A 16,130-nucleotide genomic window follows, 5' to 3' on the forward strand; every position below is an offset into this window, starting at 1 on the left:
CAACCAAGATCGTCAATCCACATCTGAATCGGCGGCCGTTATAAGAGCAAGAAACAACAAGGTCCCGTCTCACGGGTGGAGGACCAGATGTCTCGGACAATTCCGCAATTGATCGACGGCGAGTGGCGCGACAGCCGCGCCCGCGAGCTGATCGAGGTCACCGACCCAACGACCCAGGAGGTTCTGGCCCTGGCGCCAAAGGCCACGGCTGAGGAGATCGAGGCCGCCGTCGCCAGCGCCAAGGTCGCCTTCCAGACCTGGCGAGAAGTGCCGGTCCCGGAACGCGCCCGCCTCATGCTGCGCTACCAGCAGCTGCTCAAGGATCACCACGACGAACTGGCGGAATTGCTGGCCAGCGAGACCGGCAAGACCTTCGCTGACGCCAAGGGCGATGTCTGGCGTGGTATCGAGGTGGCCGAACACGCCGCCAACGTGGCCAGCCTGATGATGGGCGAGACGGTGGAGAACGTCGCTCGCGAGATCGACACCGCGAGCTGGGTTCAGCCCTTGGGCGTCTGCGTCGGCATCACCCCCTTCAACTTCCCGGCGATGATTCCGCTGTGGATGTTTCCGCTGGCCATCGCCTGCGGCAACACCTTCGTCCTCAAGCCCTCCGAGCAGGACCCGCTGACCCCCAACCGCCTCGCCGAACTCTTCATCGAAGCCGGTGCGCCCAAGGGCGTGCTGCAGGTGATCCACGGTGGCCGCGAACAGGTGGATGCGCTGCTGACCCACCCGGACGTGCGCGCCATCTCCTTCGTCGGCTCGGTGCCGGTGGGCCAGCATATCTACCGCACCGGCACTGCCCACCTGAAGCGAGTGCAGGCGTTCGCCGGCGCCAAGAACCACATGGTGGTGCTGCCCGATGCCCACAAGGACCAGGTGCTGAGCAACCTGATAGGCGCCAGCTGCGGTGCCGCCGGCCAGCGATGCATGGCCATCAGCGTGGCGATCTTCGTCGGTGAGGCACGCCAGTGGATTCCCGAGCTGGCCGCACAGATGGCGGAGTTGCGCCCCGGTCACTGGAAGGACGCCCATTCGGCGTTCGGCCCACTGATCAGCCAGCAGGCCCGCCAACGCGTGTTGCGACTGATTGCCGAAGGCAAGGCGGAAGGCGCCGAATGTCTGCTCGATGGCTCCCAGTGCACGGTGCCGGGTTACCCGAACGGCAACTGGCTGGGCCCGACCCTGTTCCGAGGTGTGTCGCCGAAGATGGGCCTGTACCGCGAAGAAATCTTCGGCCCGGTGCTGGTCTGCATGGAAGTGGACAGCCTCGAAGAAGCCATCGCCTTGGTCAACGCCAACCCTTACGGCAACGGCACCAGCCTGTTCACCCGCTCCGGCGGCGCCGCGCGGCACTTCCAGCATGCGGTGGAAGTGGGCCAGGTGGGGATCAACGTCCCTATCCCGGTGCCCCTGCCCTTCTTCTCCTTCACGGGCTGGAAGGGTTCCTTCTATGGCGATCTGCACGCTTACGGCAAGCAGGCGGTGCGCTTCTATACCGAGACCAAGACGGTCACCAGCCGCTGGTTCGATGACACACCGGTCACCGGCCCGAACATGACCATCCACCTGAAATAGGGCAGACCGCTCCTACACCTGACCAAGGCAGAGAGTATGGATTTCGACCTCACCGAGGAACAACGCCTGCTGGTGGACAGCGCCCGCGCCTTCGCCAGCCACGAACTGGCGCCCGGCGCCGCGGACTGGGACCGTGACCACCACTTCCCGCTGGAGGTGATCCGCCGCGCCGCCGAACAGGGTTACCTGGGCCTGTACATCGCCGAAGAGGATGGCGGCCTGGGGCTGTCCCGGCTGTCGTCCTCCCTGATCTTCGAGCAACTGGCCGCTGGCTGCGTGGCCACCACCGCCTACCTGACCATCCACAACATGGCCACCTGGATGCTGGCGTCCTTCGGCGATGCCGAACTCAAGTCGCGCTGGCTGCCCGGCCTGATCGGCGGCGAACTGCTTGCCTCCTACTGCCTGACCGAACCCGACGCCGGTTCCGATGCCGCCCGCCTGCGTACCCGCGCCCGCCGTGATGGCGACCACTATGTGCTGGACGGCAGCAAATGCTTCATTTCCGGCGCCGGCAGCACCCAGGTATTGATCGTCATGGCCCGCACGGGAGAGGACGGTGCCAAGGGCATATCCTGCTTCCTGGTACCGGCCGACGCCGACGGCATCCGCTACGGCCGCAATGAAGACAAGATGGGCTGGCGTGCCCAACCCACCCGCACCATCACCTTCGAAGGCGTGCGCATTCCCGCCGGCAATCGCATCGGCCCGGAAGGCCAGGGCTTCGTCTACGCCATGAAAGGCCTGGATGGCGGCCGCCTGAACATCGCCAGCTGTTCCCTCGGCGCCGCCCAGGCGGCCCTGGAGCAGAGCCTGCGCTATGTGGAAGAGCGCAAGCAGTTCGGCAAGGCGCTGGCCGAATTCCAGGCCCTGCAATTCAAACTCGCCGACATGCTCACCGCCCTCACCGCCAGCCGGCAGATGGTGCGCCTGGCCGCCCACCGCCTGGACCAGGGCCACGCTGAGGCCAGCCTCTATTGCGCCATGGCCAAGCGCTTCGCCACCGACCAGTGCTTCGAACTGTGCAATGAGGCGCTGCAACTGCACGGCGGCTATGGCTACCTGAACGACTATCCTCTGGAACGCTGGGTACGCGACACCCGGGTACACCAGATCCTCGAAGGCACCAACGAAATCATGCGCGTCATCGTGGCGCGCCGTTTACTGGAACAGGGCGGCGCCCTCGACCGACTTCTGTAAGGAGCTGCACATGTCCACAGCCTTGGAACCCTATCAGCCCGGCATCTTCGACCTCACCCACAAGCTGACGGTGGAGAAGCACGGCCACACCGCGCTCCTCACCATCAACCATCCGCCGGCAAACACCTGGGACCGCGAGTCGCTGATCGGGCTCAAGCAGCTCATCGAGCACCTCAACCACGACGACAACATCTACGCCCTGGTGGTGACTGGCCAGGGACCGAAGTTCTTCAGCGCCGGCGCCGACCTCAACCTCTTCGCCGATGGCGACAAGGCCCGCGCCCGCGAAATGGCCCGACGCTTCGGCGAGGCCTTCGAGGCGCTGCGGGATTTCCGTGGTGTGTCCATTGCCGCGATCAACGGCTACGCCATGGGCGGCGGACTGGAATGCGCCCTGGCCTGCGACATCCGCATCGCCGAACGCCAGGCACAGATGGCTCTGCCGGAAGCCGCCGTGGGCCTGCTGCCCTGCGCCGGCGGCACCCAGGCGCTGCCGTGGCTGGTGGGCGAAGGCTGGGCCAAGCGCATGATTCTCTGCGGTGAGCGCGTGGATGCTGAAACCGCGCTGCGCATCGGCCTGGTGGAACAGGTGGTGGACAGCGGCGAAGCCCGTGGCACCGCCCTGCTGCTGGCGGCCAAGGTGGCGCGGCAGAGCCCGGTGGCGGTGCGCACCATCAAGCCGCTGATCCAGGGGGCGCGGGAGCGCGGGCCGAACGGCTGGCTGCCGGAAGAACGCGAGCGTTTCGTCGACCTGTTCGACGCCGACGACACCCGCGAAGGCGTCAACGCCTTCCTGGAAAAGCGCAATCCGAACTGGCGCAACAAATGACCGAAAGCCGGACGAACACGACCATGAATGTGAGTTTCGAAGAACGTAATGGCCTGCACGGCGCCCGCATCGGCATCGCCAGCCTGGATGCCGAAGCCAGCCTCAACGCCCTGTCCCTGCCGATGATCGAGGCGCTGGATGCCCGGCTGCGTGCCTGGGCCGAAGACCCGGAGATCGTCTGCGTGTTGCTGCGCGGCAACGGCCCCAAGGCCTTCTGCGCTGGCGGCGACGTGCGCAAACTGGTGGATGCCTGCCGCGAACACCCCGGCGTGGTACCGCCGCTGGCGGGCCGATTCTTCGCCGATGAATATCGCCTCGACCACCGCATCCACACCTTTCCCAAACCGCTGATCTGCTGGGCCCACGGCCACGTGCTGGGTGGCGGCATGGGCCTGATGCAGGGCGCGTCGATCCGCATCGTCACGCCCTCCAGCCGCCTGGGAATGCCGGAAATCAACATCGGCCTTTACCCTGATGTCGGCGGCAGCTGGTTCCTCGCCCGCCTGCCCGGCAAGCTCGGCCTGTTCCTCGGCCTGGGTGCCGGCACCATCAACGCCCACGATGCCCTTGACCTCGACCTGGCCGACCGCTTCCTGCTGGAAGACCAGCAAGACGCCCTGGTCGCCGGGCTGGTCCAGCTCAACTGGCAGGACAAACCCGAGACCCAGCTCAACAGCCTGTTCAAGGCCCTGGAGCACGAGGCCCGTGGCCAACTGCCGGAAGCCCAGTGGCTACCACGGCGCAAGCGCATCGACGAACTGCTCGACGTGGCCGACCTGCCCGCCGCCTGGAAGGCCATGACCGCTTTGCAGCACGACAGCGATGTGCCGCTGGCCCGCGCCGCCAAGACCCTGGCCGCCGGCTGCCCGCTCACCGCGCACCTGGTGTGGGAGCAGATCCGCCGGGCGAAGCATCTCTCCCTGGCTGAAGTGTTCCGCATGGAATACGCCATGAGCCTGAACTGCTGCCGTCATCCGGAATTCCCCGAAGGCGTGCGCGCCCGCCTGATCGACAAGGACAACGCCCCACGCTGGCACTGGCCGGATGTAGCGGCCATTCCCCGTGCGGTGATCGAGGCCCATTTCGAGCCGGTGTGGGACGGCCGGCACCCGCTGGACGATCTCTGACAATCCGCCCGCCGCCACCCCGGCCGGGCCAAGGAGTAGCACGATGAGCAAGATCGCCTTTATCGGACTTGGCCACATGGGCCTGCCCATGGCCCGCAACCTGCTCAAGGCCGGCCACGACCTCAAGGTCTACGACCTGGTGCAGGCCGCCGTCGACGAGCTCGCGGCCGAGGGTGCCAAGCCCGCAAGGGATGCGCGGGAAGCGGTCAATGGCGCCCAGGTGGTGATCACCATGCTGCCGGCCAGCCGGCACGTGGAAGGCCTGTTGCTGGGCGACGGCGGGCTGCTGGAGTCCATCGCCGCCGGCAGCCTGCTGCTGGAATGCTCCACCATCGCCCCGGAGTCCGCGCGCAAGGTTCACGCGGCGGCGAAGGCCCGTGGCATCGAGTTGCTGGATGCACCGGTTTCCGGCGGCACCGCCGGAGCTGCGGCCGGCACCCTGACCTTCATGGTCGGGGGCGAAGCCGCAGCGCTGGAAAAGGCGCGGCCGGTCTTCCAGGCCATGGGCAAGAACATCTTCCACGCCGGCCCAGACGGCGCCGGCCAGGTGGCCAAGGTGTGCAACAACCAGTTGCTGGCGGTGCAGATGATCGGCACCGCCGAGTCCATGGCGCTGGGCGTGGCCAATGGCCTGGACCCGGCCATCCTCGCCGAGATCATGCGCCAGAGTTCGGGCGGCAACTGGGTGCTGGAACGCTACAACCCCTGGCCGGGGGTGATGCCCAACGCACCGGCGAGCAAGGAATACGATGGGGGCTTCATGGCCGAGCTGATGGCCAAGGACCTGGGGCTCGCCCAGGAAACCGCGCAGAGCAGCCTATCCAGCACGCCCATGGGCGCCCTGGCGCTGCAGATCTATCGGCTGCTGCTCAAGCAGGGCAAGGGCAAGAAAGACTTCTCGGTGGTGCAGAAGCTGTTTACCGAGTGAGGGCCGCTTTCCTGTGGGAGCGAGCTTGCTCGCGAAGGATCGTGCTCGGGCTGTTCGCGAGCAAGCTCGCTCCTACAAGTTCGGCGGTGCTCAGCGCTCGCGCAGTGCCTCGGCGCGGGCCTTGATGATGGGCTTGAGCAGGTAGCTCAGGATGCTCTTCTTGCCGGTCATGATGTCCACCGAGGCGACCATGCCTGGGATGATCAGCAGCGGATTCTGCTCCGTCCCCAGATGGCTCTTCTTGGTGCGCAGCTTGATCAGGTAGAAGCTGTTGCCTTCCTCATCCGTGATGGTGTCCGCGCCGATCTGTTCCAGGTCGGCGCTCAGCCCGCCGTAGATGGTGTAGTCGTAGGCGGTGAACTTGACCATGGCGCTCTGCCCGGGGTGCAGGAAGGCGATGTCCTGCGGACGGATACGCGCTTCCACCAGCAGGGTGTCGTCCAGCGGCACAATCTCCACCAGGTCGCTGCCCGGCTGGATCACGCCACCGATTGTGTTGACCAGTAGCTGCTTGACGATGCCCCGCACCGGCGAGGTGACGAGGGTGCGCTTGACGCGGTCTTCCAGCGCCTTGCCGGTGGCATTGGCCTTGTTCAGTTCGGTGCGCGCCTCGTTGAGCTGGGCCAGCGCTTCGCTGCGGAAGCGCGAACGGGTCTCGGCGATCTTGCGTTCGGCTTCCTTGATCGCCGATTCGGCGCGGGGAATGGCCAGGCTGGTGGCTTCCAGCTCGCCACGGTTCTCCACTTCGGCGCGGCGCAGGCGCAGGACTTCCACCTTGGAAATCGCTCCCTGGGACACCAGCGGTTCGGAGATGGAAATCTCCTGACGCAGCAACTGCAGGCTGTTGCGGTATTGGCCCTGCTTGGAGATGAACTCCTGCAATTCCTGGCGGCGCTGCACCAGTTGTTCTTCCAGGCCTGCCACCTCTTCCTGCAATTGCTGCTGGCGGCTGCGATACAGCGCTTCTTCGCTATTGGCCTGCTCCGGCGCAAGCTTGCGCAGTTCGTCGGATATCTGCAGCGGGCGGTCATCCACCTCGGCACTCAGGCGTTCGACCTGCAACTGCATGGCGGTGCGGTCCGCCTCGGTTTCACCGACGTTGGACTCGAAACGGGTCGGGTCCAGGCGCAGCAGCGGATCACCGACTTCAACCACCTGGCCCTCGTGGACGAACAGCTCGGAGATGATGCCGCCTTCCAGGTTCTGCACCTTCTGCAGCTTGGATGAGGGAATCGCCTTGCCTTCGCCGCGGGTGACCTCGTCCACCTGGGCGAAGTTGGCCCAGAGCAGCATGAACAGGGTGAAGCCGATGAGGGTCCAGATGGTCAGGCGCACCACGCGGGGCGCGTCTTCCACCAGGGCCTTGTTGACCTCCGGCAGCGGCTGGTCGGACAGCGAATCGCCGCCCTTGAAGTACTGGCGCAGCGCGCCCATGCCCTTATGCGACACTGATCTGCCCCTTCTTCAGTGCTTCCATGACCGCTTCCTTCGGACCGTCGGCGATGACCCGGCCACGGTCGACGATCAGCAGGCGGTCCACCAGCGAAAGCATCGAGGCACGGTGGGTGACCAGCAGCAGGGTCTTGTTGGCGATCATCCCGGTGAGACGTTCCTTGAGGCGCTCCTCGCCGGGGTTGTCCATGGAGCTGGTGGGCTCGTCGAGCAGCAGGATCGGCGGATCGAGCAGCAGCGCGCGCGCCAGGGCGACGTTCTGCCGCTGGCCGCCGGACAGGTTCTGGCCCCGCTCACCCACCTGCAGTTCATAGCCCTGCGGGTGCAACCGGGCGAACTCGTGCACGCCGGACAGCTCGGCCGCCTGCAGCACCAGTTCATCTTCCACGTAGCGGGCACCGGACATGAGGTTGTCACGCAGGGTGCCGCTGAACAGCTGGATGTCCTGGGGCACGTAGCCGACGTTGTGGCGCAGCTCGCTGACGTCCAGTTGGCGGATGTCGGTGCCGTCCACCAGCAGGCTGCCGGAATCGGCCTGGTAGAGGCCGACGATCAGCTTGGCCAGTGAGCTCTTGCCGGAACCGCTGCGGCCGATGATGCCGATCTTCTCGCCCGGACGAACGATCAGGTTCACTTCGCTCAGGGCCGGGGTCTGCTGGTGCGGGTAGGTGAAGTTGATCTGGCGCATTTCCAAGCTGCCCTGCAGCTTGTCCCGGACCAGAGGCTGCTCGCCCTCCTGGCGCTCCTGCGGCAGGTCCATCATGTGGTCGACAGACTTCATGGTCAGGCGCGCCTGCTGGTAGCGGGTGAGCAGGCCGGAAAGCTGGGTCAGCGGGCCAAGGGCACGGCCATTGAGCATGTAGCAGGCTATCAGGCCGCCCATGCTGAGGTCACCGGCCATGATCAGGTAGACGCCGGAGACGATCATCACCACGCCCGCCAACTGCTGGATCATCAGGGTCAGGTTCATCGCCAGGCTGGAAAGCATCTTCACCCGCAGTTCGAGGCGACCCAGGGTGCCGATGGTCTGCTCCCAGAGGTATTGGCGATCGCTCTCGGCGTTGTTGACCTTCACCGCGTCGAGGCCGGCTAGGGTCTCGATCAGACTCGACTGGCGTTCCGCCGCCAGCGCCATGGTGCGGTCCATGGTCGCCACCAGCGGTTTCTGCAACAGCCAGCTGATCCCCATGGCCAGCGGGAACGCCAGGACCGGCACCCAGACCAGGTGCCCACCGAGCAATCCGATCACCAGCAGGATCAACAAGGTGAACGGCAGGTCGATGACGCTGGTGAGGGTCAGCGAGGCGAGGAAGTCCCGCAGCGTCTGGAACTCATGGATGTTCTGGGCAAAGCTGCCGACCCGCATCGGGCGGTACTTCATCGCCATGCCGACGATGCGCTCGAACAGAGTGGCGGAGATGATCAGGTCGGTTTTCTTGCCCGCGAGGTCCAGGCAAAGGCCGCGCATGGTCTTGAGCAACAGATCGAAGATGTAGGCCCCGGAGATGCCGACGGCCAGCACCCAGAGGGTGGCGATCGCCTGGTTGGGCACGACACGGTCATACACGTTCATCACGAACAAGGGAGCGCCGAGGCCGATCAGGTTGATCAGCAGACTGGCGGCAACCGCATCGGTATAGAGCCAGCGGGAGCGCTTCAGCGTATCGCGGAACCAGGACTCGGTGCGCGGGATCAGGCTGTCGGTGTTCAGGTCGTACTTGTGCTGCGGCTGGGCGAAGAACACCTGGCCGCTGTAGTCCTCCTGCAGCAGCTCGCGGGTGACCTTCACTTCACCGCCGTCGCTCTCGCTGAGCAGCAGGCGCGCCTTGCCGTCGTCGCCCCAGCCGAGCATTACCGCGCAGCGGCCTTCCTTGAGCAGCAGCAGCGCCGGCATGGCGATCTTCGGAATCTGATCCAGGCGCCGCTGCATCAGGCGGCCCTGCAGGCCCGCACGGGCAGCGGCGCGGGGTAGCAGATCGGCGGTCAGGCGCTGCTTGGGCAGCGGCAGGCCGCTGGTGAGCATGGCCCGGTTGGCGGGTTTGTGGTGCAGGACGCACAGGGACAGCAGCGAATCGAGCAAGGGGTCGTCGTGCTGCCCACGTGGATCGGTATTGACACTTGAACGACTGACTTCTGGATCCACGCCTGGATTCTCTGCTCTGGGGTCTACGGGAGGCAGGGCCTAGGCCGGACCCCGACGACGCAAGAGGGAGGGGACGCCCCCTTGCGCCGCGTGGATCCGAAACAGGTACCTAGTTCAGGCCGGGAAGAGTTGCCTCGGGCTTGAGCTCGGTCTGTACGACCGTCGCCATCGGCGCCACCACTCCCTGGCTCTTCAGCAACTCGCCCATGGTCGCTTTGATGCGGTACTGAGTAAACAGCTCGGTGTAGCGCAGGTCCACAAGGCGACGCGAGGCGGTGAACAGTTCATTTTCGCTGTCCAGCAGGTCGAGCAGCGTACGTTCGCCGATGCTGAACTGCTGCTGGTACGACTCGCGCACACGGGTGCTGTAGTCGACGTATTGCTGGGCGATCGGAATCTGCTCGCGGGCGTTGTCCAGGGCGTTCCACGACAGACCGAGCTCTTCGTTCAGCACACGCAGGGCGTTGTTGCGAATGTCCAGCGCTTCGTTGATCTGGTAGGCCTTGGACTCCAGGTCGGCCTTGTGGCTGCCGCCGGCGAACAGGTTGTAACGCATGCGCAACATTGCCTGCCAATCGTTCACGTGGCCGTCTTCGCCATCTAGGTCATTGTCCGCCCCACGGGACAATTCGGCGTCGAAGCGCGGGTAGAAGAAGGACTTCGCGGCGTCGTACTGCTTCTCCGCCGCCGCCACGTCGGACTCGGCCGAACGCAGGACCGGGCTGTTGGCCAGCAGGGTGCCGCGAGCGGCCTCGAGGGATTCGGGCAGCTGTCCACGCAAGCCGGCCGGCTCGCTCAGGTCCACCGGGTCGATGCCCACCACGCTGTAGAAGTTGGTGCGTGCATCGCGCAGGTTGGTCTGCTCGGTGATCAGGTTGTTGCGGGCCTGGGCCAGGCGCGCTTCGGCCTGGTCCTGGTCGGCCAGGCGCCCTACCCCGCGCTCACTGCGCAGGCTGATCTGGTCGAAGATGCGTTCGTGGCTGCGCAAGTTGGTCTCGGCCAGACGCACCATCTCCTGGCGACGCAGCACATCGATATAGACCTGGGCCACATCCAGCGCGGTGCGCTCGGAAGTACCGAGCAGGGAATAGGCGCGGGAGTTCACAGTGGCCTGCTGGCGGCCCACTTCGTTCTGGGTGGCGAAGCCGTCGAACACCATCTGTTGCAGACGCAGGCTGGATTCGCCACGGGTCATGGTCTTCCAGTGGTCGTCGCCTTCGGCGCGGGTGGTGGTGTTGTCGCTGCCCTCACGGCCATAACCGCCCAGCAGGTCGACGGACGGTAGGTAACCGCCCTTGGCCGCCCTCAATTGTTTGTCGGCCGACAGACGGCTGTTAACCCCCGCCTGGATTTCCGGGTGGACATCCATGGCGTGCTGCATGGCTTCGGACAGGCTCTGGGCCTGCGTGGGAAGGCTCACAGCGAGGGCAAAAGGGAGAACGGCGGAGAATCTCAGACGCATATTCTTGGCATCCTTTTCGTTGAATTGGAGGTCCGGAAACTTCACCGGAGATTGCTTTCCGTCAGCACCGCGCTTTGTGGACGAGATCACATTGCCAAGCACTGGACGGCGACGCAAATATCAAAGTGACAGCATGAAATCGATTGTTTAGGATGGGAATCAATTGGTCAATACTTTGGCATATTCTCAATAGCCAATTGTCATAAGCCAATTAATTGGCGCCACCTTTACGCCATGCATTAACTATAGAAAGGGAATGTCAGTCCTGCGCTTGGTCATCGAAATTCGACCCCAGCGACGACAAGCCAGCTGAGAGCCATTTTCAGGAGAGTCACTCCATGAGCAGTGTTATTGCGGTCGTCAAAAGCATTGTTGGTCAGGTCTTCGCGATGTCTCCGGAAGGGTTCCAGCGGCTCCTCGTCGAGGGGGACAGACTCTTCAAAGGCGATCAGTTGCAAACCGGGCTTGAGGGGATGGTGACTCTCGAACTCACCGATGGCAGCACGGTCGACCTCGGCCGCGACAGCCAGTGGAGCGAATCCGACGTCGTGGCCAGCGTCGAAACCCAGGCTGCCCAGCCGGCCCCCCAGACGCCCGCCGATGACGTCGCGCAACTGCAGAAGGCAATCGAGGCCGGCGTCGACCCGACCCAGGCACTCGAAGCCACCGCAGCCGGCCCGAGCGCCGGTGGCGCAGGCGGTGGTGCCGCCGGTGGCGGCCACAGTTTCGTGATGCTGGATGCCACAGCGGGCCAGGTCGATCCGACCATCGGTTTCGCCACCAGCAATGCCCCCCTGGCCACTGAGGCGCTGGTGGAGGACGACAACACCCCGGATGCGGATGCCACCCTGCCCCCCGATACCGTTCTGCCGGATGTGCCCAACAGTTCCCCGCAGGGCCAGGACAGCAGCATCACCACCGACGAAGACACTCCGGTGACAGGGCAGCTCGGCGCCACCGACCCCGATGGCGACCCGCTCACCTATACCCCGGGCGATGCTCCTCGCAACGGCACCGTGGTGATCAACCCGGATGGCTCCTACACCTACACGCCCAATCCGAACTACAACGGCAATGACAGCTTCACGGTCATCGTCGGAGACGGTAAGGGCGGCAGCGACACCATCACCGTCACCATTGGTGTGAATCCGGTGAACGACGCCCCGGTTGCCGCCAACGATGGCCCGGCCGCAGTCACCGAGGACACCCCGGCCACCGGCAACGTCCTTACCAACGACAGCGACACCGACGGCGATGCCCTGACCGTCACCCAGTTCACCGTGGCCGGCAGCACCTACACCGCCGGCCAGACCGCTACCCTCGGCGGCGTCGGCACCCTGGTCATCAATGCCGACGGCTCCTACACCTTTACCCCAGCGCCGAACTACACCGGCCCCGTGCCCACCGCTACCTACACCGTTACCGATGGCACGGCCACCGATACCGGCGAACTGAGCTTCGCTGATGTAACGCCGGTGGATGACGCGTCCGCCCTGGCCGCCGACAGCGACACCGTGGCCGAGGACACTCCGGCCACCGGCAACGTCCTGAGCAACGACTCCGACGTCGACAACAGCCTCAGCGTGTCCAGCTTCACCATCGCTGGTGTCACTGGCAGCTTTACCGCCGGCCAGACCGCCACCATTGCCGGCGTCGGCACCCTGACCATCGCCAGCAATGGCGACTACAGCTTCACCCCCGACGCCAACTGGAACGGCACGGTCCCCCAGGTCAGCTACACCACCAGCACCGGCAGCAGCTCCACGCTGAGCATCAGCGTCACCCCGGTGAATGACGCCCCCGTCGCAGCAAACGATGGCCCGGTCCCGGTAACCGAGGACACCCCGGCCACCGGCAACGTCCTGACCAACGACAGCGACGTGGAAGGCGATGCCCTCACCGTCACCCAGTTCACCGTGGACGGCAGCACCTTCACCGCCGGCCAGACCGCCACCCTCGGCGGTGTCGGTACCCTGGTGATCAACAGCGACGGCAGCTTCACCTTCACCCCGGCACCGAACTACAACGGTCCGGTGCCGACCGCCACCTATACCGTTACCGACGGCACCGCCACCGATACCGGTGAGCTGAGCTTCGGCGCCGTCAGCCCGGTCAACGATGCGCCGGTCGCCAGCAATGACGGACCGACCGCCGTGACCGAAGACACTCAGGCCAGCGGTAATGTGCTGACCAATGACAACGATGCCGACGGCGATGTCCTGTCCGTCACCGGCTTCAGCTTCGGCGGGAACAATTACCTGGCTGGCCAGACCGCAACCATCAATGGTGTCGGCTCCCTGGTCATCAACGCCAACGGCAGCTTCACCTTCACCCCGGCACCGAACTACAACGGCCCAGTGCCCACCGCGACCTACACCGTCAGCGATGGCAGCGCTACCGACACTGCCGAACTGAGCTTCGCCGATGTCACCCCGGTGGATGACGCGTCGGTCCTGGCTGCCGACAGCAACACTGTCGCCGAGGACACCCCGGCCACCGGCAACGTGCTCACCAACGACAGCGATGTGGACAACACCTTGTCGGTCGCCAGCTTCAGCGTGGCCGGCATCAATGGCAGCTTCGCCGCAGGCGCGACGGCGACCATTACCGGCGTCGGCACCCTGACCCTCGCCGCCGACGGCAATTACACCTTTACCCCGGCCGCCAACTGGAACGGCGCAGTGCCGCAGGTAACCTACGTCACCACTACCGGCAGCAGCTCCACGCTGGACATCACCGTCACCCCGGCGAACGACGCTCCGCTGGCGGCCAATGACGGTCCGGTCCCGGTGATCGAGGACATCCAGGCGGTCGGCAATGTCCTGACCAACGACAGCGACGTCGATGGCGACGCCCTGACCGTCACCCAGTTCGAAGTGGGCGGGAGCACCTACACCGCTGGCCAGACTGCCACCCTCAGTGGCGTCGGCACCCTGGTGATCAACAGCGACGGCAGCTTCACCTTCACCCCGGCGCCGAACTACAACGGTCCGGTACCCACCGCGATCTATACCGTCAGCGACGGCACCACCACCGACACCGCCGAGCTGAATTTCGCCGACGTCACTCCGGTGAACGATGCCTCAGTCCTGAGCCCCGACAGCAACACCGTGACCGAAGACAACCCGGCCACCGGCAACGTCCTGGGCAACGACAGCGACGTGGACGACACCCTCACTGTCGCGACCTTCAGCATCAATGGCGTGCCCGGTACCTTCACCGCCGGTACCGCAGCCACCATCAATGGCATCGGAAGCCTGGTGATCAATGCCAACGGCACCTACACCTTTACCCCGGTGCCGAACTGGAACGGTACGGTCCCGGAAGTCAGCTACACCACCAACACCGGCAGCAGCTCCACACTGACCATCACCGTCACCCCGGAGAACGATGCGCCGGAAACTAATGCGGCCGTGGGTTCGGGTAACGAAGACGCGGAAGGCATTCCAGTCAGCCTCAGCGGTTCGGATGTCGATGGCACTGTCGCCAGCTTCGTGATCAAGTCCCTGCCCGCCAACGGCACCCTGCTGCTGAACGGCGTCGCCCTGAACATTGGCGACAGCGTGCCGGCCAGTGGCAACGGCGCCAGTGTCACCTTCGTGCCGAATGCCAACTGGAACGGCACCACCACCTTCGACTATGCCGCCGTGGATAACGATGGTCTGGAGGACACCACTCCGGCCACCGGCACCATCACCGTTGCCTCGGTCAACGACGCGCCGGATACCCTCGCGGCCAGCGGTTCGGGTAGCGAAGATTCGGCGGGTATCCCGGTCAGCCTCAGCGGCTCGGATGTCGATGGCACTGTCGCCAGCTTCGTGATCAAGTCGCTGCCGGCCAATGGCACCCTGCTGCTGAACGGTGTCGCACTGGCCATCGGCGACAGCGTGCCGGCCAGTGGCAATGGCGCCAGCGTCACCTTCGTGCCGAACGCCAACTGGAACGGCACCACCACCTTCGACTACGCCGCAGTGGATAACCAGGGTCTGGAAGACGGTTCCCCGGCCACCGGCACCATCACCGTCACCTCGGTCAACGACGCGCCGGACACTCTCGCGGCCAGCGGTTCGGGTGATGAAGACGCGCAAGGCATTCCGGTCAGCCTCAGCGGCTCGGACCTCGACGGCACCGTTGCTCAGTTCATCATCAAATCCCTGCCGGCAAATGGCACCCTGCTGCTGAACGGCGTGGCGCTGAATATCGGCGACAGCGTGCCGGCCACCGGCAACGGCGCCAGCGTCACCTTCGTGCCCAACGCCAACTGGAATGGCACCACCACCTTCGAGTACGCCTCGGTGGACAACGATGGTCTGGAGGACACCACGCCAGCCACCGGCACCATCACCGTCACCTCGGTCAACGACGCACCGGAGACCCATGCGGCCAGCGGCTCCGGCAACGAAGACTCCGCCGGTATCCCGGTCAGCCTCAGCGGTTCCGATACGGACGGCACCGTCGCCAGCTTCGTGATCAAGTCCCTGCCCGCCAACGGCACCCTGCTGCTGAACGGTGTTGCCCTGGCCATCGGCGACAGCGTCCCGGCCTCGGGCAACGGCGCCAGCGTCACCTTCGTCCCGAATGCCGGTTGGAATGGCACCGCGACCTTCGACTACGCCGCGGTGGATAACGATGGTCTGGAGGACGCCACTCCGGCCATTGGCACCATCACCGTCACCTCGGTCAATGATGCGCCGGACACCCTCGCGGCCAGCGGTTCCGGTAACGAAGATTCCGCCGGTATCCCGGTTGCGCTCAGTGGTTCCGATGCGGACGGCACCGTCGCCAGCTTCGTGATCAAGTCCCTGCCGGCTAACGGTACCCTGCTGCTGAACGGCGTGGCGCTAACCATCGGTGATAGCGTTCCGGCCAGCAGTAATGGCGCCAGCGTCACCTTCGTGCCTAACGCCAACTGGAATGGCACCACCACCTTCGAGTATGCCTCGGTGGATAACGATGGCCTGGAAGATGGTTCCCCGGCCACCGGCACCATCACCGTTGCCTCGGTCAACGACGCACCGGACACCCACGCGGCCAGTGGCACGGGCAACGAAGACTCGGCGGGCATTCCGGTCGGCCTCAGCGGCTCGGACCTCGACGGCACCGTTGCTCAGTTCATCATCAAATCCCTGCCGGCCAATGGCACCCTGCTGCTGAACGGCGTTGCACTGGCCATCGGCGACAGCGTGCCCGCCAGCGGCAACGGCGCCAGCGTCACCTTCGTGCCCAACGCCAACTGGAATGGCACCACCACCTTCCAATACGCCGCGGTGGATAACGATGGCCTGGAAGACGCCACGCCAGCCAACGGCACCATCACCGTCACCTCGGTTAACGACGCGCCAGAAACCCACGCGGCCAGCGGTTCCGGCAGCGAAGATTCGGCGGGTATCCCGGTCAGCCTCAGCGGC

At 65.2% G+C, this 16,130-nt stretch carries 9 protein-coding genes; 6 read left to right on the forward strand and 3 right to left on the reverse strand.

What is annotated here, in order from left to right:
• Positions 1-87 precede the first annotated feature (87 nt).
• Genes E8F06_RS28150 through mmsB form a run of 5 tightly spaced genes read left to right on the forward strand, consistent with a single transcriptional unit; the run spans position 88 to position 5,665 of the window.
• Positions 88-1,581, forward strand: coding sequence for a CoA-acylating methylmalonate-semialdehyde dehydrogenase (locus E8F06_RS28150; protein WP_280372442.1), 1,494 nt, complete (start codon positions 88-90; stop codon positions 1,579-1,581).
• 36 nt (positions 1,582-1,617) lie between these two features.
• The gene (locus E8F06_RS28155; RefSeq protein ID WP_280372443.1) at positions 1,618-2,781 is read left to right on the forward strand and encodes an acyl-CoA dehydrogenase family protein; all 1,164 of its coding nucleotides are present in this window, start codon (positions 1,618-1,620) and stop codon (positions 2,779-2,781) included.
• A gap of 10 nt (positions 2,782-2,791) precedes the next feature.
• Entirely contained in the window at positions 2,792-3,610 is an 819-nt protein-coding gene (locus tag E8F06_RS28160) for an enoyl-CoA hydratase (protein WP_280372444.1), read from the forward strand.
• A gap of 23 nt (positions 3,611-3,633) precedes the next feature.
• Complete coding sequence (locus tag E8F06_RS28165) at positions 3,634-4,737, forward strand: enoyl-CoA hydratase/isomerase family protein (protein WP_280372445.1); 1,104 nt, start codon at positions 3,634-3,636, stop codon at positions 4,735-4,737.
• 43 nt (positions 4,738-4,780) lie between these two features.
• Positions 4,781-5,665 (forward strand): 3-hydroxyisobutyrate dehydrogenase, encoded by an 885-nt coding sequence (gene mmsB / locus E8F06_RS28170; RefSeq protein ID WP_280372446.1) that lies wholly within the window; start codon positions 4,781-4,783, stop codon positions 5,663-5,665.
• Between the two features lie 90 nt (positions 5,666-5,755).
• On the opposite strand, the gene E8F06_RS28175 is transcribed toward mmsB, so the two are convergent.
• From E8F06_RS28175 to E8F06_RS28185, 3 genes are all read right to left on the reverse strand, one after another.
• On the reverse strand, positions 5,756-7,099 hold the full coding sequence (locus tag E8F06_RS28175) for an HlyD family type I secretion periplasmic adaptor subunit (protein ID WP_190834434.1): 1,344 nt from the start codon (positions 7,097-7,099) through the stop codon (positions 5,756-5,758).
• A 4-nt stretch (positions 7,100-7,103) separates the two neighbouring features.
• Positions 7,104-9,260 (reverse strand): type I secretion system permease/ATPase, encoded by a 2,157-nt coding sequence (locus E8F06_RS28180; protein ID WP_280372447.1) that lies wholly within the window; start codon positions 9,258-9,260, stop codon positions 7,104-7,106.
• 109 nt (positions 9,261-9,369) lie between these two features.
• Entirely contained in the window at positions 9,370-10,722 is a 1,353-nt protein-coding gene (locus E8F06_RS28185) for a TolC family outer membrane protein (RefSeq protein WP_280372448.1), read from the reverse strand.
• 338 nt (positions 10,723-11,060) lie between these two features.
• Here E8F06_RS28185 and E8F06_RS28190 point away from each other — a divergent pair.
• Positions 11,061-16,130 (forward strand): retention module-containing protein (locus E8F06_RS28190; RefSeq protein WP_280372449.1); only part of this gene is annotated, 5,070 nt, incomplete at its 3' end.

It is taken from the genome of Pseudomonas sp. BN411 (assembly GCF_029871235.1).
Lineage (GTDB): Bacteria > Pseudomonadota > Gammaproteobacteria > Pseudomonadales > Pseudomonadaceae > Metapseudomonas.